This is a genomic window from Aeromonas sp. Marseille-Q5825, from assembly GCF_946892685.1.
Lineage (GTDB): Bacteria > Pseudomonadota > Gammaproteobacteria > Enterobacterales > Aeromonadaceae > Aeromonas > Aeromonas rivipollensis.
In genome coordinates this window covers 156,005-177,195 of sequence record NZ_CAMPOU010000002.1, presented here as the reverse complement: position 1 = coordinate 177,195, position 21,191 = coordinate 156,005, and the positions used below count along the sequence as shown (strand labels likewise).

General features: G+C 60.0%; 21 protein-coding genes, 2 tRNA genes, 1 other RNA gene and 1 riboswitch. Of the genes, 17 read left to right on the top strand and 7 right to left on the bottom strand.

The window, feature by feature from the left end:
- Window positions 1-4: 4 nt before the first annotated feature.
- On the bottom strand, window positions 5-1,225 hold the full coding sequence (locus OC537_RS07550) for an MFS transporter (RefSeq protein ID WP_262110647.1): 1,221 nt from the start codon (window positions 1,223-1,225) through the stop codon (window positions 5-7).
- A gap of 93 nt (window positions 1,226-1,318) precedes the next feature.
- On the opposite strand from OC537_RS07550, the gene OC537_RS07545 reads away from it, so the two are divergent.
- A complete protein-coding gene (locus OC537_RS07545; RefSeq protein ID WP_262110646.1) occupies window positions 1,319-2,230 on the top strand; it encodes a LysR family transcriptional regulator in 912 nt (303 codons plus the stop codon).
- Between the two features lie 72 nt (window positions 2,231-2,302).
- Here OC537_RS07545 and ribA read toward each other — a convergent pair whose 3' ends face one another.
- A complete protein-coding gene (gene ribA / locus OC537_RS07540) occupies window positions 2,303-2,896 on the bottom strand; it encodes a GTP cyclohydrolase II (RefSeq protein WP_106886607.1) in 594 nt (197 codons plus the stop codon).
- Window positions 2,897-3,157: 261 nt separating this feature from the next.
- On the opposite strand from ribA, the gene cmk reads away from it, so the two are divergent.
- The 6 genes from cmk to pyrF all read left to right on the top strand — a co-directional run bounded on the left by cmk (window position 3,158) and on the right by pyrF (window position 8,449).
- Window positions 3,158-3,850, top strand: coding sequence for a (d)CMP kinase (cmk, locus tag OC537_RS07535; RefSeq protein ID WP_042649706.1), 693 nt, complete (start codon window positions 3,158-3,160; stop codon window positions 3,848-3,850).
- A 93-nt stretch (window positions 3,851-3,943) separates the two neighbouring features.
- Complete coding sequence (gene rpsA / locus OC537_RS07530) at window positions 3,944-5,614, top strand: 30S ribosomal protein S1 (protein ID WP_005327816.1); 1,671 nt, start codon at window positions 3,944-3,946, stop codon at window positions 5,612-5,614.
- Window positions 5,615-5,706: 92 nt separating this feature from the next.
- Window positions 5,707-5,991 (top strand): integration host factor subunit beta, encoded by a 285-nt coding sequence (gene ihfB, locus OC537_RS07525; protein ID WP_005299934.1) that lies wholly within the window; start codon window positions 5,707-5,709, stop codon window positions 5,989-5,991.
- 156 nt (window positions 5,992-6,147) lie between these two features.
- Window positions 6,148-6,432 carry a LapA family protein gene (locus OC537_RS07520; protein WP_005327818.1) on the top strand — a complete coding sequence of 95 codons (285 nt, stop codon included), beginning with the start codon at window positions 6,148-6,150 and terminating at the stop codon, window positions 6,430-6,432.
- Between the two features lie 9 nt (window positions 6,433-6,441).
- Window positions 6,442-7,608, top strand: coding sequence for a lipopolysaccharide assembly protein LapB (gene lapB / locus OC537_RS07515; RefSeq protein ID WP_262110645.1), 1,167 nt, complete (start codon window positions 6,442-6,444; stop codon window positions 7,606-7,608).
- 142 nt (window positions 7,609-7,750) lie between these two features.
- Complete coding sequence (gene pyrF, locus OC537_RS07510; RefSeq protein ID WP_262110644.1) at window positions 7,751-8,449, top strand: orotidine-5'-phosphate decarboxylase; 699 nt, start codon at window positions 7,751-7,753, stop codon at window positions 8,447-8,449.
- A 109-nt stretch (window positions 8,450-8,558) separates the two neighbouring features.
- Here pyrF and rrtA read toward each other — a convergent pair whose 3' ends face one another.
- Window positions 8,559-9,137: a rhombosortase gene (gene rrtA, locus OC537_RS07505; protein ID WP_234678086.1), complete on the bottom strand. Its 579-nt coding sequence runs from the start codon at window positions 9,135-9,137 to the stop codon at window positions 8,559-8,561.
- Between rrtA and OC537_RS07500 the strand changes: the two genes are divergently transcribed.
- The 5 genes from OC537_RS07500 to OC537_RS07480 all read left to right on the top strand — a co-directional run bounded on the left by OC537_RS07500 (window position 9,103) and on the right by OC537_RS07480 (window position 11,990).
- Window positions 9,103-9,747 (top strand): tRNA-uridine aminocarboxypropyltransferase, encoded by a 645-nt coding sequence (locus OC537_RS07500; RefSeq protein WP_262110643.1) that lies wholly within the window; start codon window positions 9,103-9,105, stop codon window positions 9,745-9,747. The genes rrtA and OC537_RS07500 overlap by 35 nt on opposite strands.
- A 28-nt stretch (window positions 9,748-9,775) precedes the next feature.
- Window positions 9,776-10,465, top strand: a complete 690-nt coding sequence (gene queC, locus OC537_RS07495) for a 7-cyano-7-deazaguanine synthase QueC (RefSeq protein WP_262110642.1) — start codon at window positions 9,776-9,778, stop codon at window positions 10,463-10,465.
- 61 nt (window positions 10,466-10,526) lie between these two features.
- Complete coding sequence (gene queE / locus OC537_RS07490) at window positions 10,527-11,198, top strand: 7-carboxy-7-deazaguanine synthase QueE (protein ID WP_262110641.1); 672 nt, start codon at window positions 10,527-10,529, stop codon at window positions 11,196-11,198.
- Between the two features lies 1 nt (window position 11,199).
- Window positions 11,200-11,430, top strand: coding sequence for a DUF3820 family protein (locus tag OC537_RS07485; protein ID WP_005327834.1), 231 nt, complete (start codon window positions 11,200-11,202; stop codon window positions 11,428-11,430).
- Entirely contained in the window at window positions 11,427-11,990 is a 564-nt protein-coding gene (locus OC537_RS07480; RefSeq protein ID WP_262110640.1) for a cob(I)yrinic acid a,c-diamide adenosyltransferase, read from the top strand. Before OC537_RS07485 ends, OC537_RS07480 begins: the two co-directional genes overlap by 4 nt.
- A 73-nt stretch (window positions 11,991-12,063) precedes the next feature.
- Here the strand turns inward: OC537_RS07480 and OC537_RS07475 are convergent, their stop codons facing one another.
- The gene (locus OC537_RS07475; protein ID WP_025327182.1) at window positions 12,064-12,468 is read right to left on the bottom strand and encodes an H-NS family nucleoid-associated regulatory protein; all 405 of its coding nucleotides are present in this window, start codon (window positions 12,466-12,468) and stop codon (window positions 12,064-12,066) included.
- A gap of 320 nt (window positions 12,469-12,788) precedes the next feature.
- Window positions 12,789-12,960: riboswitch (Lysine riboswitch) on the top strand.
- Window positions 12,961-13,045: 85 nt separating this feature from the next.
- Here OC537_RS07475 and OC537_RS07470 point away from each other — a divergent pair.
- Both OC537_RS07470 and OC537_RS07465 read left to right on the top strand, forming a co-directional pair.
- Window positions 13,046-14,626 (top strand): Na+/H+ antiporter NhaC family protein, encoded by a 1,581-nt coding sequence (locus OC537_RS07470; protein ID WP_111913730.1) that lies wholly within the window; start codon window positions 13,046-13,048, stop codon window positions 14,624-14,626.
- Window positions 14,627-14,712: 86 nt separating this feature from the next.
- Complete coding sequence (locus OC537_RS07465) at window positions 14,713-15,294, top strand: thymidine kinase (protein WP_262110639.1); 582 nt, start codon at window positions 14,713-14,715, stop codon at window positions 15,292-15,294.
- Between the two features lie 54 nt (window positions 15,295-15,348).
- Here OC537_RS07465 and OC537_RS07460 read toward each other — a convergent pair whose 3' ends face one another.
- Window positions 15,349-16,686 (bottom strand): flavohemoglobin expression-modulating QEGLA motif protein, encoded by a 1,338-nt coding sequence (locus tag OC537_RS07460; protein ID WP_262110638.1) that lies wholly within the window; start codon window positions 16,684-16,686, stop codon window positions 15,349-15,351.
- Window positions 16,687-16,845: 159 nt separating this feature from the next.
- On the opposite strand from OC537_RS07460, the gene OC537_RS07455 reads away from it, so the two are divergent.
- From OC537_RS07455 to OC537_RS07445, 3 genes are all read left to right on the top strand, one after another.
- Window positions 16,846-17,301 carry a YbjN domain-containing protein gene (locus OC537_RS07455; protein ID WP_161507131.1) on the top strand — a complete coding sequence of 152 codons (456 nt, stop codon included), beginning with the start codon at window positions 16,846-16,848 and terminating at the stop codon, window positions 17,299-17,301.
- A 240-nt stretch (window positions 17,302-17,541) separates the two neighbouring features.
- Window positions 17,542-17,629 (top strand) — tRNA-Ser (locus tag OC537_RS07450).
- Between the two features lie 225 nt (window positions 17,630-17,854).
- Window positions 17,855-17,983: non-coding RNA, RtT sRNA (locus OC537_RS07445), on the top strand.
- 243 nt (window positions 17,984-18,226) lie between these two features.
- On the opposite strand, the gene katG is transcribed toward OC537_RS07445, so the two are convergent.
- The gene (katG, locus tag OC537_RS07440) at window positions 18,227-20,404 is read right to left on the bottom strand and encodes a catalase/peroxidase HPI (RefSeq protein ID WP_262110636.1); all 2,178 of its coding nucleotides are present in this window, start codon (window positions 20,402-20,404) and stop codon (window positions 18,227-18,229) included.
- Between the two features lie 670 nt (window positions 20,405-21,074).
- Window positions 21,075-21,150 (bottom strand) — tRNA-His (locus OC537_RS07435).
- Window positions 21,151-21,191: the final 41 nt, after the last annotated feature.

Sequence of the window (21,191 nt, the reverse complement as noted above, 5' to 3'; positions counted from 1 at the left end):
CCCGTCACTGACGTGACGAGGCGTGACAGGAGAGGGGCGGCGCCGCGCGCCCCTTGAGATGACCGAGCCAGAGGCTCAAGGCGGCGGTGACGCACAAGACCAGCTCTATGCCGAGCACCAATCCCCAGAGGCCCCCCCGCTCCCAGAAGGGATGCAAGTAAAGCCCCCCCAGACTGGCCCCCAGATAATACCCCACCAGATAGAGCGACGAGGCGAGCGCCCTGTTGTGCTCCACATGCTGGCCGACCCAGGCGCTGGCGCAGGCGTGGGCGAGGAAGAAGCCGAAACTCGAGACCAGCAGCCCACCTATGATGGCGGCAAGGGTCCCCTGCAGCAGGGCGAGACTGCCGAGTGCCATCAGGGCTATCCCCGCCAGCAACAGGCGCTGCGCCCCAAAGCGATGGGCACAGCGGCCGCTCAGGGAGGAGGCGAGGGTGCCGGTGAGGTAGGTCAGAAACAGCATGCCGAGCCACTGGGTCGGCAGGGAGAAGGGCGCCTTGGCCAGCAGGAAGGTAAGGTAGCTGTACTGGTTCAGGAACACCATGAAGTTGAGCCCGCCGATGAGATAGGCCCCCAGCAGCAAGGGGTTGCCGAGGTGGCTCTGGATGGCGCGGCGCAGTTGCCCTGGGGCGGCCTCCACGGCCACGAAGCGGGTCTGGGCGGGTAGCAACCAGATGACCAGCGGCAGCAGGGCGAGACTGATAAGCCCGATCCCGAGGAAGGTATGTTGCCAGTCGCCAAACCAGCCCGCCAGCAGGCCGCCGACCACCCGGCCGGCGATGCCGCCGAGGGAGTTGGCGGCGATATAGACCCCCACCGCCGAGAGCAGGGCGCGTTTGCTGAACTCTTCTCCCATGTAGGCGATGGCGGTGGCAGGCAGCCCGGCCAGGAGCGCCCCCTGCAGGATGCGCAGGCACACCAGCAGATCGAAGCGGGTCACCCAGGGAATGCACAGGGAAAGCAGTATGGCGTAGGTCAAGGTCCACAGCATGATCCGGCGACGCCCGAACCTGTCCGCCAGGCGGGCGCAGATGAGCAGCGATCCCGCGAGCCCGGCGGTGCAGCCCGCCAGGGTCCATCCCGCCGACAGGGAGCTGACGGAGAACACCTGTGCCAGCAGGGGCAGCAGGGGATGGGTCTGATAGAGATTGAGAAATACCAGGAAGGAGCCCAGGCTGAGGGCCAGGGTGGCGCGTATCCATTCGCGACTGCCTACTTCGATCATATGGAGTTGTCCCGACGACTTTTGTGCAGAGTAGTGGGTCGCTCTATATAAATATAATATATTTAAGTTATCAGTCTGATAAATGGAATTGATATGGATCTGAAACAGCTCGGTTACCTGCTGGCGGTGCGGGACACGGGCTCCTTCACCAAGGCCGCCCAGGGCCTGCACGTGGCGCAACCGGCCGTCAGCATGGCCATCGCCAAGCTGGAACAACAGCTCGAACTGCGCCTGTTCGACAGGCAGGATCGCAGCGTGCGGCTCACCCCGGAGGGGGAGGTGCTCTGCCGTCACGCCGAGCGGCTGCTGCTGCAGATGCACCAGACAGAGGCGGAGATGGCCGAGCTCAAGGGACTGGAGCGGGGGGAGGTGCGCATCGGCATTCCCTACATGATGGGCTCCTATTACTTCCCGCCGATCCTGATGGCCTTCAAGCATAGCTACCCCGGTTTGAAGATCCGGGTGGAGGAGGCGGGCACCCGCGAGCTGCTCAGTCGTATGGTGGACGGCAGCCTGGATCTGGCCATCCTTATCACCAGCGACTTGCCGCCTGCCCTCGAGGGGGCCCAGCTGCTGCGCGAAGAGATGCTGATGGTGGTGGGGGAGGAGCATCCCCTGCGCGGGGCCGGCGCCGTCTCGCTGCCGCAATTCTTCAGCCAGGAGCTCGCCATGTTCCGGCGGGGTTTCTACCACAGAGAGCACATGGAGGCGCTGGCACAGGGCTTGGGGATCGAGCCCAACATCGGCTTCGAGAGCAACCTCATCCCCCTGCTCAAGGCGGTGGTGCGGCAGGGGTTTGCCGTGACCACCTTCCTGCGCATGGCGCTGGAGGAGGAGACGGCGCTTTGCGGCATCCCCTTTGCTCCGCCCATCTTCCTCGATCTCTGCGTGGCCTGGCGGCGGGGAGATCCCCTCTCCATGGCCAACCGGGCGCTGCGGGATTTCCTGCTGGCACAGGCCAATCCAGAGTCAGCCCCAGACGGTGCCTTGATGGACAAGCAATAAGGCAGCAAGATCGCCAACAAAAACGCCTCCCGATGGGAGGCGTTTTTCATTCCGCTGCCAGGCTGCGAGCCATCATTTCTTGAACAGGTGATCCAGCTTGTTCGCCTTGGTGGAGAGATAGAACTCGTTGTGGGGATTGCGACCCTCCTGCAGGGGGACGCGCTCGGCCACCGGAATGCCAAAGGATTCCATCGCCTTCAGCTTGCGCGGGTTGTTGGTCATCAGGCGCAGGCTCTTGACCTCCAAGGCTTTCAGCATATCGGCACAGATGGTGTAATCGCGCATGTCGGCGGCAAAGCCCAGTGCCACGTTGGCCTCGACGGTGTCGGCGCCCTGATCCTGCAGATGATAGGCACGGATCTTGTTGAGCAGGCCTATGCCACGACCTTCCTGGCGGACATACAGCAAGACGCCGCGACCGGCCTTGGCGATCTTCTCCATGGCGGCCTGTAGCTGGAAGCCGCAGTCGCAACGCAGACTGAACAGGGCGTCCCCGGTCAGACACTCGGAATGAATTCGGCCCAGTACGGGCTCACCGTCCGCGATATCGCCCATCACCAGTGCGGCGTGATCCTTGCCTGTACCGGTTTCCTGAAAGCCAACTAGCGTGAAGGTGCCCCAGGGGGTTGGCAACTTGGATTTAGCCACCAGGCTAATGCTGCTCATAGGGTTGCTCCTGACTACAACTGCTTAAAAAAGGCGGCCAGTTTAGCGCGCCTTGTCCATAACAACCATAAGAACAAAACCTTGCAGGAGGGATGGTTTACTGGATTGGTCATAATAGGCGCAATCGCGACGACTTTTGCGCAATTGTGCGCCCTGACAACTGCCAGCGCCGGTGCATTCGGGTATAATCGGCGCCCATTACCCCATCCCGCCAGGGATGTGTGCAACCAGTCAACATGCCGAGTGCGCAGGAGAAAAGTTATGCCTCAGATGGCCCCCGTGATGACAATTGATGGCCCGAGTGGCGCCGGTAAGGGCACCCTGTGCCAGCTGTTGGCAGAGAAGCTGGGTTGGCACCTGCTCGACTCCGGTGCCATCTACCGGGTGCTGGCGCTGGCGGCCTTGCACCACGATGTGGAGCTCGACGCCGAAGCCGCGCTGGTGCCCCTGGCCGCCAATCTGGACGTGCAGTTCCAGGTCGACGGCGGACAGGTCAAGGTGGTGCTGGAAGGGGAGGATGTCTCCCGTACCATCCGCTCCCAGGAAGTGAGCGATGCCGCCAGCAAGGTCGCCGTCTTCCCCCGCGTGCGCGAGGCGCTGCTGCGCCGCCAGCGTGCCTTCCGCCAGTTGCCGGGGCTCATTGCCGATGGCCGCGATATGGGGACTGTGGTTTTCCCCGAGGCCGAGGTGAAGATTTTCCTCGATGCCAGCGCGGAAGAGCGGGCGCAGCGCCGCTATAAGCAGTTGCAAGATAAGGGCTTTGATGTTAACTTTGAGCGTCTTTTAACCGAGATTCGGGAACGTGACGATCGCGACAGAAATCGCGCCGTTGCCCCCCTGAAACCCGCGGAAGATGCTCTTGTGGTAGACTCAACGTCTATGACCATAGATGACGTACTGGCAACGGTGCTCGCCTATGCGGAGCAACAACTTGGTGATGTCAGCACCAGCTGATGTCAGTCGTCTGCACCATGGATGGCGCAGATAATTTAAAACAACCCCGCTTGTGCCGGATTGCGAGTGGATGTTTCATTTGTGACACAAACAATGATCGAATCTTTTGCTCAACTCTTTGAAGAGTCCCTGAACGCCGTTGAAACCCGTCAAGGTTCCATCGTCAAGGGTACCGTCGTTGCTATCGAGAACGGTTTTGTACTGGTTGACGCCGGTCTGAAATCCGAGTCTGCCATTCCTGCTGAAGAGTTCAAGAACGCCCTGGGCGAACTGGAAATCAACGTAGGCGACACCGTTGACGTGGCTCTGGACTCTATCGAAGATGGTTTCGGCGAAACCAAGCTGTCCCGCGAAAAAGCCAAGCGCCATGAAGCCTGGCTGCAGCTTGAGAAGGCATACGAAGAGCAAGCTACCGTTATCGGTATCATCAACGGCAAGGTCAAGGGTGGTTTCACCGTTGAGCTGAACGGCATCCGTGCCTTCCTGCCGGGTTCTCTGGTTGACGTGCGTCCGATCCGTGACACCGCTCACCTGGAAAACAAAGAACTCGAGTTCAAGGTCATCAAGCTGGACCAGAAGCGCAACAACGTTGTCGTTTCCCGTCGTGCCGTGATCGAGACCGAGAACACCTCCGAGCGCGAAAGCCTGCTGGCCAACCTGCAAGAAGGTCAAGAAGTTAAGGGTATCGTCAAGAACCTGACCGACTACGGTGCATTCGTAGATCTGGGCGGCGTTGACGGCCTGCTGCACATCACCGACATGGCGTGGAAGCGCGTTAAGCATCCTTCCGAAATCGTCAACGTTGGCGACGAGATCGCAGTCAAGGTTCTGAAGTTCGACCGCGAGCGTACCCGTGTATCCCTGGGTCTGAAGCAGCTGGGCGAAGATCCCTGGGTTGCTATCGCCAAGCGTTACCCGGAGACCACCCGTCTGTCTGGCCGCGTGACCAACCTGACCGACTACGGCTGCTTCGTTGAAATCGAAGAAGGCGTTGAAGGCCTGGTACACGTATCCGAGATGGATTGGACCAACAAGAACATCCACCCGTCCAAGGTTGTTAACGTTGGCGACGTGGTTGACGTGATGGTTCTGGACATCGACGAAGAGCGTCGTCGTATCTCCCTGGGTCTGAAGCAGTGCAAGTCCAACCCGTGGCAGCTGTTTGCCGAAACTCACGCCAAGGGCGACCGTGTTTCCGGCAAGATCAAGTCCATCACTGACTTCGGTATCTTCATCGGTCTGGACGGCGGCATCGACGGCCTGGTTCACCTGTCTGACATCTCCTGGAACAACCAGGGCGAAGAAGCAGTACGTGAATTCAAGAAGGGTGACGAAATCGAAGCCGTTGTTCTGCAAGTGGACCCGGAGCGCGAGCGCATCTCCCTGGGCGTCAAGCAGATCGAAGAAGACCCGTTCAACAAGTACCTGTCTGACAACAAGAAAGGTGCTATCGTGAAGGGTAAGGTTACCGAGGTTGACGCCAAGGGTGCCGTGATCGAACTGGCTGACGGCGTGGAAGGCTACCTGCGTGCCTCCGACGCTGCTCGTGACCGTGTAGAGGACGCCACTCTGGTGCTGTCTGTCGGTGACGAAGTTGAAGCCAAATTCATGGGTGTTGATCGCAAGAACCGTACCGTAAGCCTGTCTGTCCGTGCCAAGGACGAGGCTGACGAGCGTGTTGCCATCGACAGCCTGAACCAACAAGAAGAAGTTGTGTTCAGCAATGCCATGATGGAAGCGTTCAAAGCCGCCAAGGGTGAGTAATCCTTGATGCAAGAAAAGGGCGGCTTCACGCCGCCCTTTTTTATCTTGGCATAATGAAAATTGCATGTGATCGGGGAAGGAGATTTAACCTTATGACCAAATCAGATCTCATCGAACAATTGGCTGCCAGCCGCATGCATATGCCGGCCAAAGATGTCGAAGCCGCCATCAAGGAGATCCTTGAGCAGATGGCATCGACCTTGCAAAACGGCGACCGGATTGAAATCCGAGGATTTGGAAGTTTCTCACTGCACTATCGTGCGCCCCGCGTGGGTCGCAACCCCAAGACAGGGGACAAGGTTGAACTGACCGGGAAATATGTCCCGCATTTCAAGCCTGGTAAAGAGTTGCGCGAACGCGTGAACATCATCGAATAATGCAGAAAATGGCATACCTGGGTATGCCTTTTTTATTTTTACGTCTTTAGATATGTCATTTGTCAGGTTTCTCGCAGTCTTTTCCCATTCGCTCTAGAGTCTGCCTGTGATTTTAAGGATAATCAGTCTCTCATTAGCTACAGACAGGGAGATCTTATGAAGCGTATCTTGGCCCTCATCCCATTGGTGCTGGTGTTTGTACTGACCCTCGCCATCGGCTCGCAAAATGGCCAGCTGGTGCAGTTCAACTATCTCATCGCCCAGGGGGAGTTCTCCCTCTCCATGCTGCTGGGGTTCTTCTTTGCCGGTGGCTTCCTGTTGGGCTGGCTGGTGTTCGGTCTGCTCTTCCTGCGCTTGAAACTGCAAAACCGCACCCTCAGTCGCACCATGCGTCGTCAATCCCGTGAGTTGGAGCTAGCCCGGTCGCCAGCCAAGGAATAATGTCCCTCGATGCTTGAACTGCTTTTCCTGCTGTTGCCGATTGCCGCCGGTTATGGCTGGTACATGGGACGCAGGAGTGTTCGCCAGGACACCCAGCAACAGAGTAACCAGTTTTCCCGCCAGTACGTGGCGGGCCTCAACTATTTGCTGTCTGACGAGTCGGACAAGGCGGTGGATCTCTTCATCCAGCTGCTGGAAGTCGACAGCGAAACCATCGAAACCCATCTCTCCCTCGGCAACCTGTTTCGTCAGCGGGGCGAGGTCGATCGCGCCATCAAGATCCACCAGAACCTGGTCGCCCGCCAGCTGACCCGGGAGCAGCGTCAGCTCGCGCTGCAGGAGCTGGCCCGGGACTTCCTGGCTGCCGGCCTGCTGGATCGGGCCGAAGCGCTCTGGAAGGAGTTGTGCGAAGACAGCGACTTTGAAGAGACGGCGCTGGCGCAGTTGCTCATCATCCATCAACAGCTGCGTGACTGGGACAAGGCCATCGAGGTCGCCATTCGTCTGCAGAAATTCCAGGGCAAGAAGCTGGCGGAGCCCATCTCCCATTTCTATTGCGAGCAGGCGGAGAGCGCCTTGCGCGACGGTGACAAGGGGGCGGGGATCGCCAAGTTCAAGCGGGCGCTCGCTGCCCATCCGGCCTGCGCTCGGGCCAGCCTGCGATTGGCCGATCTGTCGATGGAAGAGGGCAAGCACGAGGAGGCCAGCAAGGATCTGCTGCAGGTGTTCGAGCAGGACATGGATTTTGCCTCCGAAGCCATGCCCAGGCTGCTCGATTGCTATCAGCAGCTTGGCCGCACCCAGGAGCTGATCCCGCTGCTTGAGAAGGCGGTGGAGGATCATGCCGGTGTCAGCGTGACCCTGGCCCTGGCCAATCTGGTGGAGGCGCGCGACGGCCTGAGCCAGGCCCGCACCCTGGTGCTGCGCCAACTGCGGCGCCACCCCTCCATGAAGGGGTTTTACCAGCTGGTGGGCTTCCAGCTGGCGAGCGCCGAGGAGGGGCCCGCCAAGGAGAGTCTGGAGCTGCTGCAGCAGCTGGTCGGCGAGCAGATCAAGATAAAATCCACCCACAAGTGTCGTCAGTGCGGCTTTGCCACCCATTCGTTGTTCTGGCAGTGTCCCTCCTGCCGGCAGTGGGGCTCCATCAAGCCTATCCGTGGCCTGGATGGTGAATAATCTTTAGTAACCGAAAGCCCGTATCCGAGCGGAGGCGGCAAGCCGAACCTGGCGCTAACCCAAGTGAGCAAGATGCCAGACTGCGACCGGCTCGTCGGCCGTGTCGAGTCTGGATGTGGCATAACAACCCATAGGAAGTGACATGCAAGACCCCAAAGTACTGGTCGCGCTGGATTATCAGCACGAAGCCGATGCCTTCGCCTTCATTGAACAGATCTCTCCGGCCGAGTGCCGCCTCAAGGTGGGCAAGGAGATGTTTACCCTGTTTGGCCCCCAGTTCGTGCGCCAGCTGGTGGCCAAGGGCTTCGAGGTGTTCCTGGATCTGAAGTTTCACGACATTCCCAATACGGTTGCCAAGGCCGTGGCGGCGAGTGCCGAGCTCGGGGTCTGGATGGTCAACGTCCATGCCAGCGGGGGAGAACGCATGATGCGCGCTGCCAGGGAGGCGCTGCTGCCCTATGGTGACAAGGCGCCTTGGCTTATCGGGGTAACAGTGCTGACCAGCATGGAGCAGTCCGATATGGCCCCCCTGGGTCTGGATGTGAGCCCGGCCGAGCAGGTGATCCGGCTGGCCACCCTCGCCAAGACGGCAGGGCTGGACGGCGTGGTCTGCTCCGCCGAGGAAGCCAGTGAGCTGAAAGCCTTGCTCGGCACAGACTTCAAGCTGGTGACCCCGGGCATTCGCCCGAGCGGATCGGCGGCCGGGGATCAACGCCGGGTCATGACGCCGCTGGCGGCGGTGGAGGCGGGTGCCGACTACCTGGTGATAGGGCGACCCATTACCCAGGCGGCGGATCCGGCCGCCGTGCTGGGGGCTATCAACGCCGAGCTCTGCCGATAAGGGGCCGACCCCTTGATGACCACAGGCCGGATTGCAGATCCGGCCTGTTGCGTTTTGATGGCTCGCTGAGCGCTGCTGCGAATGAGTGGCGGCCCTTATCCGCGGGGGATCAGGACTTGACGGCCTGCACACCCAGGCCGATGGGGAAGAGGCCGAGCAACAGGCCGGCGGCCGAGCCGATGAGGTGCGACTCTATGTGCACCCTGGCGCCAATGAGGGCAGAGACAGGGCTCTCTCCCGCACTGTAAAAGTCCAGCCCGAGCTTGATGACGATGCCAAGCAGCATGAGCCAACCCGAATGGCGACGATAGCGGATATCCTGCATGGCTCCCCACACGAACAGGCCGTGCAGCAAGCCGGAGAGCCCCATGTACCATTGGGTCTGCGGGCACCACCACCAGATCCCGAGTCCGACGGCCGTCCCCAGCAGCAGGAGCAGCACGGGCAGGCGCCAGCCCGTCAGGTATTCGCGAAACAGGCTGTAGAGCACCGCAAGCCCGCTCAGGTTGAGCAGCAGGTGCCATCCGTTGGTGTGGGCCAGATTGCCTGTTATGATGCGCCACCCTTCGCCCTGGGCGATCAGGTCGCGATCGAAGGAGAGCAGCTGGTTAGGTACGGTGAAGAAGAGCAAGGCAGTGACGAGCGAAAGCGTGATGACCCAGAGCAGACCCGATTTTTCTGACAACATGAAACAACCCAACGACAGAGAGAGCCGATACTGTACACGCTGTACCCGAGCCCTCAAAGCCTGCCTGTGTGAATATATCCAGCCGGTGCCTCACCTCGCACCGCTCCATATCCTGCAGCATCCCGGCGAGGTCGCCCACCCCAAGGGAACGGCCGCCCTGCTGGCCGCCTCCCTCAGCCATGCCCGCATTCACGTAGGGGAGCACTTCGCCGATGCCGACTGGCTCAATGCCCTGCTCGTCGACCCCAAGGTGCAGTGCTATCTGCTGTGGCCTGATGAAGAGGCTCAGACTCTGACACAGGTGCGCGAGGGCCGTGAGCACGCCAAAGAGGTGCACTTTATCCTGCTCGATGGCACCTGGCGCAAGGCCTATCGCATGTTGCACAGCAACCCGGCCCTGCTGGGATTGCCGAGGATCACGCTGGGCACCATGGCGGGGCAATATTCCATTCGCAAGAAGCCGTTTCCCGAGGCGCTGTCGACCCTGGAGGCGGGCTACCATCTGTTATCCCAGTGGGAAGGGGAGCCCGAGCGCTTCGCCCCGCTGATGAACCTCTTTACCCAGTTGAACCGGCAGTGGCATGACTTTGCCCAAGGTCGCCGCGCTTGAATCTGAATTGCAAACAGGAGTGATGAACGTGAAAAAAGCCGTCGTGGTATTCAGTGGTGGTCAGGACAGTACCACCTGCCTGGTGCAGGCCCTGGCCCTCTATGATGAAGTGCACGCCATCACCTTCGACTATGGCCAGCGTCATCGGGAAGAGATCGAGACAGCTCGCCGTCTGGCGGGGCAGATCGGGATTGCCGCCCACAAGGTGATGGATGTGACCATGCTGGGTGAGCTGGCCGTCTCGGCCCTGACCCGGGACGACATCCCGGTCAGCGGTGAGCTGCAGGACAACGGCCTGCCCAGCACCTTCGTGCCGGGCCGCAACATACTGTTTCTGACCCTGGCGGCCATCTATGCCTATCAGGTCGGTGCCGACACCCTGATCACCGGGGTGTGCGAGACCGACTTCTCCGGTTATCCCGATTGCCGCGACGACTTCGTCAAGGCCCTCAATCAGGCGGTGTCGCTGGGGCTGGATCGCGCCATTCGCTTCGAGACTCCCCTGATGTGGCTCGACAAGGCGGAAACCTGGGCGCTGGCGGATCACTATGGCCACCTCGAGACGGTGCGCCAGCAGACCCTCACCTGCTACAACGGCATCCAGGGGGATGGCTGCGGCACTTGCCCCGCCTGCGAGCTGCGCAGCCGCGGCCTGCAGCGCTATCTGGGCGACAAGGCGGGCATCATGGCCAGCTTGCGCGAGAAAACCGGATTGTGATCCTGCCTCTTTCCCGGGTTTGGGGTATAATCCGCGCCTTTTGCAGCAAGCCGTGACCGAGATGCACTACCCAATCAACGAGATCTTCCAGACCATCCAGGGGGAGGGCGTCTTCACAGGCGTACCCGCCATCTTCGTTCGCCTGCAAGGTTGCCCGGTGGGCTGCCCCTGGTGCGACACCCGCCATACATGGGTGGTGGATCCTGCCCGTGAGGTGGGCAGCCGCGAGGTGCTCGACCGATCCAACGAGTCCGATGGCTGGAGCAAGATGAGCACGGAGGAGATCCTGGGAAGCTTCGAGACTCTGGGTTACCGGGCGCGCCATGTGGTGTTGACCGGTGGCGAGCCCTGTCTCTACGATCTGCACGAACTCTCGTCGGCCCTGCTGGCGGCGGGATATCAGGTGCAGATCGAAACCAGTGGTACCAGCGAGATCCTGACCCACGCGCAGACCTGGGTCACCGTCTCCCCCAAGATTGGCATGAAGGGGGGCTTGCCTGTGCTGGTATCGGCTTTGGAGCGGGCCAACGAGATCAAGCATCCGGTGGCCACCGAGCGCCATATCGAGGAGCTCGATGCCCTGCTGGCCACGGCCAGCCTGCGTCCCGACGTGGTGATAGCATTGCAGCCCATCAGCCAGAAGCCCAGGGCCACCGAACTGGCCATGGCGACCTGCATAGCCCGTAATTGGCGGCTCTCCATCCAGACCCATAAATATCTGAATATCGATTGATATGGACAGACTCTCCGATGAGCGGGTATTGCTCACCCTGGCGGGCAAGATGCCCTACGGTAAATATCAGGGGCGACGCATCATAGATATTCCAGAGCCCTATCTGGTATGGATGGCGCGCAGCGGTTTTCCGGCTGGCGCATTGGGCCAAACCCTGGCACTGGCGTACGAGATAAAACTCAATGGACTCGAATCCATGATTATTCCCATTATTAACAGGATGTCAGAATGAGAATATATACCCGGCAAGGGGATAAGGGCCTCACGCGGCTGGCTGATGGCTCCTCCCTTGCAAAAGATGACAGACGGGTCGAGACCTATGGCACCATTGACGAGCTCAATTCCCAGATAGGTCTGCTGATGGCCGAAATACCCGAGAATGAGCCGGCATTATTGGCTGAACTCATATTGTTGCAGCAAGAGCTGTTTGATTTGGGCGGGGAGCTGGCGTTTTCCAGCGAGGTGCAAAATGCTTCCCTGTGGCAGGTCAATGAGGCCTGGACGGCGCGGCTGGAGCAACAGATTGACGCCTACAGCGCCCAGTTGCCTGTATTGCGCAATTTCATCCTGCCGAGCGGATCACGGGCGGCGGCGCAGGCCCATGTGGTGCGCACCCTGACCCGTCGCTGCGAGCGGCTGCTGCTCGGCCTGAGTCGGGAAGAGCAGGTGAACCCGGCTATCCTGCCCTATCTGAATCGGCTAAGTGACTGGTTTTTCACGGTGGCCAGATACTTGCTGGTCTCTGCCGGCACCCCGGAAGTGCTCTGGGTCAAGGCGGCAGACAGGCGCTGAAACGCCCGGTACTGACACAATAAAAAAACCTCGCATGGCGAGGTTTTTTTATTGGGCGGGACTGTGCTGCAGATCAGATGGCAAAGTCTTCCACGGATTTGCCTTCGGCCACGGCCTTGGCAATGGCGGAGGGCATGCGGCCCTGGCCGGTCCAGGTTTTTTCCACGCCATTGTCCAGATAACGATATTTGGCGGGGCGGGGAGCACGTTTGCCTTTGCTGGCCTTGGTACTTTCGGTGGCAACTGTGCCCACCAATTCAGCAGGATCTATCCCTGCGGCTTTCAACATTTCGGCGTATTCGGCAATTTTCTTCTGATGTTCTTCACGGGCCTGGCGTTCGGCAGATTCATCCTGCTGGCGCTCGGCGACCACCTCGGACAATTTCTGCAGTCCCTCTTCCAGTTGCTCCAGGGACAAATCGCGGCAGGCTGCGCGCAGACTACGGATATTCAGCAGAATTTTCAAAAATTCGTTCATATTGGCTACCACGCGAGCAGAAATATTAATGGGAAGGGCTGGTTTTTCGATAATTTATAGGGGGATTTGGCATCAAGTCAAGTCTGCAAAAATAATTAATTAGGCAGATAAATAAAGTCTGGCAATTATTCACGACGACCGGTTTATTCTCTTTGCGGCGAGTTCATTTCCGAATGAGTGCTGAGTAGATGAAAATATCGACCATGCCGTATTTTATGAACCATTTGACTACCATTTTTCCGCTTTTCGCCACACAAGCCTTGAAATTTAATCAAAAAACTTGCTATCACCCGGTGGCTCGATAAAATGTGCCGCGAATACCTTTAAGTAGAGGCGCGCTGCCTATGAGTAACCGAGCGGAGGGTGATGCCTGCGATGCTCGATGAAAGGAGTCGGCGCCGAAGTGACCAGGCCATCATACCGGGTTGCTGGTTCTGCATCGAACAGGTGCAGGACTGCCATAGTCATCCACTATGGAGCGCTACCTGAAGGGGCTGAGGAGTATGCCCGCCCTGGGTTTTGTTTCTTTGATCCTCTCGGTAGATCTCCACCTGTTGTCTTTAGGTGCAAAGAGATCATGGACATCGTTCATTACGCCGACTCCGGTTGGTCCGTCGTTCCCCCCTTGTTGGCCGTCGCCCTTGCGATCATCACCCGCCGCGTCCTGGTGTCGCTGGGGGTGGGTATTGTGGCCGGCAGTCTGCTGCTCAACCAGTTCTCCCCCCTCGATTCCCTGCATTACATGCTGAACACCGTGCTCAAGATCTTCTGGGTCGACGGTGCGCTCAACCGGGACAACGTCAACATGATCCTGTTCATGTTGCTGCTGGGGGGCCTCATCAGCCTGATGAGCGTCTCCGGGGCGACCCGGGCCTTCGCCGAGTGGGCCGCGCGGCGCGCCAAGACCCGCAAGGGGGCCAAGGCTCTCACCGGCATGATGGTCTTCGCCTTCTTCATCGATGACTTCTTCCATAGCCTGTCGGTGGGGGCCATCTGCCGTCCGGTCACCGATCGCTTCCAGATCTCCCGTGCCAAGCTGGCCTATCTGCTGGACTCCACCGCGGCGCCGGTCTGCGTGCTGATGCCCATCTCCTCCTGGGGCGCTTACATCATCGCTCTGGTGGGCGGCATAATGGCGGCCCATGGCCTGACCGATCAGAGCCCCATCTCCGCCTTCGTCGAGATGATCCCGATGAACCTCTATGCGGTCTTCACCCTGATCATGGTGCTGGTGGTGATCGCCTTCCAGCTCGACATCGGCTCCATGCGTCAACACGAGCAGTGGGCGCTGGAAGGCAAGCTGTGGGATGAGTCCAAGGGCCGTCCCATCGGCCTGGACATGGAGTCTCCGGAGGAGAGCAATGGCGGCATGATCGACATGGTGCTGCCGATCCTGACCCTGACCCTGGCGACCGTCTACTTCATGATAGATTCCGGCGCCGCCGTGCTGGCCGGCAAAGGCCTGCCGTTCAGCGTGCTCGGTTCGTTCGAGAACACCAACGTCGGCTCCTCCCTGGTCTATGGCGCCCTGTGCAGCCTGGTGGTCTCCATCGGTCTGGCCATGCGCCTCAAGCTGGGTGCCAAGAACTGGATGAAGGCGGCCCCCCAGGGGATCATGGCCATGCTGCCCGCCATCAACATACTGCTGTTCGCCTGGACCATAGGCGCCGTGGTGCGCGACGTGGAGACCGGCAAGTACCTGGCCTCCATGGCCAACGGCAACCTGCCGATCGAAGTGCTGCCGGCTGTGGTCTTCATCCTCTCCTGTGCCATGGCCTTTGCCACGGGGACCAGCTGGGGCACCTTCGGTATCATGCTGCCGCTGGCCGGTGACATGGCAGCCGCCAGCGACATCAGCCTGATGCTGCCGATGCTGGCCGCCGTGCTGGCGGGCTCGGTGTTCGGTGATCACAGCTCGCCCATCTCCAGCACCAGCATCCTCTCGGCCACCGGTGCCGGTTGCCATCACATCGATCACGTGATGACCCAGCTGCCCTATGCGCTTGCCATCGCCTTCGGTGCCGCCCTCGGTTACCTGGTGATGGGGATGATGCACTCTGTGCTGGCGGGTTTCACCGTCAGCGGGCTCTGGTTCATCATCTTCTCCGGTTACCATTTGCGTAAAGCGCGGCTCCAGCGAGACCTGGCGGTCGCATAAATAAAACAAGGGGCCCACGGGCCCCTTGGTTTTGGCAGGGGCTTTGGTTAGCATGCGCCCCATAAATTCAGTTTCGGAACAGTACCATGGCTTCACTGCACTACAAATTTGCCACCATGAACTCGGGCAAGTCGACCCAGCTCATCCAGGCGCATTTCAACTATCTGGAGCGCGGCATGAATCCGCTGGCCATGACGCCGGTCATCGACGACCGCTTCGGGGTCGGGGTGATCCGCGCCAGAGTGGGTCTGGAGCTGAAGGTGGAAGTGTTCAGTGCCAGCTGCGATCTGTTCGAGATGGTCAAGGCGCGCCACGGCGAGAAGAAGATCGATGTGTTCATCGTCGACGAGGCGCAGTTCCTGACCCGCGAGCAGGTGTATCAGCTGGCCCGTATCGTCGATGAGCTCAAGATCCCGGTCATGGCCTACGGCCTCAAGACAGATTTTCGCGGCGAGCTGTTCCCCGGCTCCTACCACCTGCTCTGTCTGGCCGACAAGTTCGAGGAACTCAAGAGCATCTGCTGGTGTGGCAACAAGGCACACATGAACTCCCGGGTGAACGAAGCCGGGTTGGTAATGCGTGACGGCGAGCAGGTGGAGATAGGGGGCAACGACCGCTATGTGTCGCTCTGCCGCAAGCACTATCTGGAAGGGCGGGCTTACAAATAAGCCACAGCATGAAGAAGGGCGCCTCACGGGCGCCCTTTTTTGTCGACGAAGGGCTCAGTCTATCTCTATGTCCACCGGCGCTATGATGGGGTCGGCCACCGGCAGGCGGTGGAACAGCTGGCGAAAATGCCGCTGTACCCGGCCGATGTCGATGAGCGACATGCCGGAAGCGAAGCCGAACCAGACATAGAGACCGGTTAGATCGCGAAACATGGGGGGCAGGTAGCGGGGCGCATCGATGAGCCCCTCCAGATAGTGCTGATAGAGCACAGGGATGTCGTCCAGGGTCACCTTGCCGACGAACAGCATGGGCAGGATCTCCGGCACCCCTTCCAGCACGGCGCTGCGGATGAAGTTGACCGTCTCCACATAGCCTCTCACGTAGGAGAGATCCTTGGTGAAGCAGGCGCCTCCCTCGACCATGCCGCCCCTAAACACCCGCTGGGTGATCTTGTAGGCATCGTGCTCGCTGGCCCCCTTCTCGACGAAGTGGCGGAACACCTCGATGAAGTCGGCGCCGCGCTCCGCCATGTCGATGGCCATCACCCGATCCGAGATGCGCTTGGCCCTGTCCGGAAAGGAGCTGAAGGTGAGGGTCTCAATGAGCACAGCCAGCCCCTCCTGGCAGGCGGTGATGCGCGGCGAGCCGGCACCCAGCCAGGTGGCATAGGATTGCTGGCGGCCGTTGAGGGTGGTGCCGACGTGCACCCAGCCCTCGTGCACCTCCAATACCTGCAAGTCCAGCTCGGAGAAGCGGGCGTGGGAGCTCAGCTTGATGTAATCCCCCCCGGCGGCGGCATCGGAGACGATGCCATCGCTCAGCTTGACTTGCACCGTGCCGTCGCTGAAATAGTTCGACAGCTTGCCCTGCAGTTTGGCCACCGCCGCTTCCCCCTCGAACTCCTTGGGGTAGGGGCGCACCAGATGGCGGGCGCCAGGCAGGGAGAAGATGTCGCACAGCCGGGCCCCCAGCTCTTTCAGGGTCTTGCGATCCCCGCGCAGGTGATCGCTCGCCGAGCCGTAGAGCAACTGGCTGTAGCGCTGAAAGTCAGGCTGCCCGCGCTGGCGCAGCATCTCGATCACCACCATGTACTGATCCACCGTCTCTTGCAGGATCCGGCCCAGATCATCCTGCGGCCCCAGTTTTCTGCGGATCCTGTCCCTCAGCTCCTTGAGCTCCAGGTATTTGTTGCGGGGATCGAAATCGAGGGGGAGGGCCTGATAGAAGTCGGCATCGATGGCGGGCAGCGCTCGTCCGCCCTTGGCAAGAAACTCGGTCTGCAGGTGGCGGGGCCACTTGATGGCATCCAGGATGCGAATGGGTTTTTGCAGGGCGAGCAGTTCATCCGAGAGGGATTTCAGGTGCAGGCGATACTTTTCTTGGATGGTCATCGGGCCTTCTGTGGAGGCGAGTGCGGTACGAGAATGGCTGAGTATATGCATAGCGCTTGCCAAAAAGAAGCGAGACCAGGAGTGATCCCGCCTGTGCGCTTTTGGTTGTCGGAAAATTGGTTTAGACTGCGCCCCTTGATCCTTATTGTGTTCGTGAAAATGATGAATATCCCCAGCTCTGAAATGATAATGCGTTGGCTGCAGCAGGCCCGGATCGAGCACTATGTGTGCGATCAGTGCCACGGCATCCACATGGTCTCCCTGCAGTCCGTCGAGGGCATCCAGGAGAGCCGGATCTTCGTGGAAGAGGAAGGGTTGCTGTTTTCATCCGAGCTGGAGGTACGCCCCTCATCGCTGCTGCCCCTGGTGGCCGAGCTGGGTCGTCTCAACATGCAATACCCCTCCCTCAAGGTGTTCCTTGACATCATAGATGACAACCTGCCGCGCCTCGTCGTGGGCCACACCGTCTTCACCAAGGCGGGTCTATCCGTCGAGCAGTTCCTGCTGTTCGTCGAGAGCACCACGGCGGCGACCCATGAAGTGGTTTCCGAATGTGAACGCCTCGGCTTCCTCAATCTGCCGGAGATCCAGGTCGCACCGGAATCTGTGCACTGAGTTGCGCGTTTAATGTGCGAACGGTTAGCAGCAGCCAAAAAGCCGTTGACGCCGGCGGGGCTTTCCCCTAAATTACGCCCCGTTCCGGCGCAATAGCTCCGCGAATGTCGTGTTGGCTGAACACGTTAAACCACAGACAAAAATTTGGTGATGTGCCCAAGTGGCTGCCAGCCGATGAAATCGGCAAGAAAGCACGCAGCGCGTGCTACGAAAGCCACAGGCAGATGACTGAAACAAATTGGTGAGGTGTCCGAGTGGCTGAAGGAGCACGCCTGGAAAGTGTGTATACGGCAACGTATCGAGGGTTCGAATCCCTCCCTCACCGCCAAATAAAGTAAAAGGGCCTGTCGCAAGACAGGCCCTTTTACTTTATCCGGTGATGGGCGGCTCGGTTCTAACCCTGGTTCGACCAGGGGGCAGGACAGCCCCCTTGGACAGCCGCAGGCTGCCCGCAGGGCGAGCGCCAGGGATGGCGCGAGTCAATCCCGACCCACCACCAAATTGAAAAACCGACCTCAGGGTCGGTTTTTTGCATCTGGTGGCACAGCAAAATCTGATGCCCATGGAGGGAGGGTGAGAACCCTCGCCGGGTTCGAGCAGAGCAGCTTGCTGCGATGAACGGCCAACGGCCGCCCCGAAGGGGTGAGCCACGAAGTGGCGAATCATCCCTCCCTCACCGCCAAATAAAGTAAAAGGGCCTGTCGCAAGACAGGCCCTTTTACTTTATCCGGTCATGGGTGTTATCCGGTCATGGGTGGCTCGGTCCTAACCCTGGTTCGACAAGGGGGCATGATGGTCCGGTTAAATCCAGACCCGCCGCCAACATAAAAACCCGACCTTATGGTCGGGTTTTTGTCTTGTGGTGCCCGGTCATCTCTCACGCATTTCCCTTGAAGCAGGCCTGGCGGCATGCAGGGAGTGAGCGTCAGGCGAGATCGAAGCGATCCAGGTTCATCACCTTGGTCCAGGCCGCCACGAAGTCCTTCACGAACTTCTCTTTCCCGTCCGCACTGGCATACACCTCGGCCAGCGCCCGCAACTGGGAGTTAGAGCCGAACAGCAGATCGACGCGGGTGCCGGTCCACTTGACCTTGCCCGTCTTGCGATCACTCCCCTCGTAGATGCCCTTGGCTCCTGCCGCCGGTTTCCACTCAGTGCCCATGTCGAGCAGGTTGACGAAGAAGTCGTTGGAGAGGGTCCCCGGCGTTGCGGTAAACACCCCGTGGCAGTTGCCGGTGTTGGTGCCGAGCACGCGCATGCCACCGATCAGCACCGTCATCTCGGGGGCGCTGAGGGTCAGCAACTGGGCCTTGTCCACCAGCATGGCTTCCGAGAGCTCTGCGTAGTCACCACCCAGGTAGTTGCGAAAACCGTCGGCGAGGGGTTCGAGCACGGCAAAGGAGTCGACATCCGTCTGTGCCTGGGAGGCATCCATGCGACCCGGCGTGAAGGGCACAGTCACTGTGACCCCCGCCAGTTTGGCCGCCTGCTCGACACCAACGCCGCCGGCCAGCACGATCAGATCGGCGAGGGATACCTGTTTGCCGCCGGTGGCCGAGGCGTTGAACCCCTGCTGGATGCCTTCTAGGGTCTTGAGCACCTTGGCCAGCTGTGCCGGTTGGTTTGCTGCCCACTCTTTTTGCGGTGCGAGCCGGATGCGCGCCCCGTTGGCTCCGCCCCGCTTGTCAGAGCCGCGGAAGGTGGCGGCAGAGGCCCAGGCGGTCGATGCCAGCTCGGCGACAGTCAGGGAGGAGGCGAGAATCTTCTCCTTGAGGGCGGCCAGATCCTTGTCATCGACCAGGGGGTGATTGACGGCGGGGATGGGGTCTTGCCAGATCAGCTCCTCGCTGGGCACTTCCGGCCCCAGGTAGCGTGCGATGGGGCCCATGTCCCTGTGGGTCAGCTTGTACCAGGCGCGGGCAAAGGCATCGGCGAAGGCTTGCGGATCCTCGTAGAAGTGGCGGGAGATCTTGCCGAATTCTGGGTCAAAGCGCAGGGTCAGGTCTGTGGTCAGCATGGTCGGCTTGTGGAACTTGCCCGGGATATGCGCATCGGGAATGATCTCCGGTGCATCCTTGGCCACCCACTGCTTGGCGCCCGCCGGTGACTTGGTCAGCTCCCATTCGTACTTGAACAGGTTCTCGAAGAAGTTGTTGCTCCACAGGGCAGGGGTCTTGGTCCAGGTCACCTCGAGACCGCTGGAGACGGTATCCTTGCCATGGCCGCTGCCGTAGTCGCTCATCCAGCCCAGGCCCTGGGCTTCCAGGGGCGCGGCCTCCGGCTCGGGCCCTTTATGGGATTCGGGGGCGGCGCCGTGGGCCTTGCCGAAGGTGTGGCCACCGGCAATGAGGGCGACCGTCTCTTCGTCATTCATGGCCATGCGGCCGAAGGTGGAGCGGATGTCTTTGGCTGCCTTCATGTAGTCGCCGCTGGCGTTCGGCCCTTCGGGGTTGACGTAGATCAGCCCCATGTGGGTGGCGCCAAAGGGTGCCGCGAGCTCACGATCGCCCTTGACCCGATCGGGGTCGACCCCGAGCCAGGCTATTTCATCACCCCAGTTGACGTCCTGATCCGGCTCCCACACATCCGGGCGGCCGCCACCAAATCCGAAGGTTCTAAAGCCCATGGACTCCAGCGCGACGTTGCCGGCGAGGATCAGCAGATCGGCCCAGGAGATCTTGTTGCCGTACTTCTGCTTGATGGGCCAGAGCAGGCGGCGGGACTTGTCGATGTTGACGTTGTCGGGCCAGCTGTTGAGGGGGGCGAAGCGTTGCTGGCCACGACCGCCGCCGCCACGACCATCCGTGATGCGATAGGTGCCTGCGGCGTGCCAGGTCATGCGGATGAACTGGGGACCGTAGTGACCGAAGTCCGCCGGCCACCACTCCTGGGAGTCTGTCATCAGCTTGACCAGGTCTTTCTTGAGTGCCTTGTAGTCGAGGCTGTTGAATGCCTCGGCATAGTTGAAATCTTTGTCCATGGGATCGGAGCTGGGGGAATGCTGGTGCAGCAGATCCAGCCGCAACTGATTCGGCCACCAATCACGATTGGTTCTGCCGACGCCGGCGGTGTGGTTGAAGGGGCATTTGCTTTCTTCACTCATCTCAGTCTCTCCTTGGAGGGCATGTACATTGCTGACAACTTAGTATGGGAAGATTTCCACTGCGCTGTGTGGGGTCATGGCAGGGGAGCCGTCTGCTGTTGATCGGGTCCTTATCAATAACTCCTTTATTTTCAATTTATTGCGTTATTGTGCAGTGAATGGGTTACGAAAAGATGAATCACGACCATCTAGTTTAACAATCTATTTACGTTCTGCCCGTCTTCCCCTGATGTCAGGCGCGGCGGCCACGCGTGATAGCGCTGCCTGGGCGCAAGGGGTTGCTCGCCCTTGATGGGGGAAGCAGGCAAGGCATTTGTCTGGTTTTTATCCATATCACGGCCATCGGCATTTAAGCTTGCGCTGCATCATGGTGAGCAGGGATACAGCTGGGGGCCGTGATGGCTCCGATCATTTCTGTGATCCGGTAAGGCGATGTAGCAACGCGGCGGGCTGGCGTGACGCTGACCGACCAGCAAAGAGACAAGCGTGAGAGAGCAGGGGGAACAAAGAGAAGAAAAGAGGAAGCAGAGCGGTCGGGGCAGGCGGTGAGTCTGGGGCGCAGGCACAAAAAAACCGGCGCAGGGCCGGTTTTGATGAGGGCATCAGATGCCCGGTTCATGGCAAGTCAGGCTTGCCCCTGTCGGCTTGATCCAGCACGAACAGACAATAATGGGGTGGCTGATGGGGCTCGAACCCACGACAACCGGAATCACAATCCGGGACTCTACCAACTGAGCTACAGCCACCACTGAAATCTGCCTTCAATGCTCCTCTTCGAGGGAAGAGT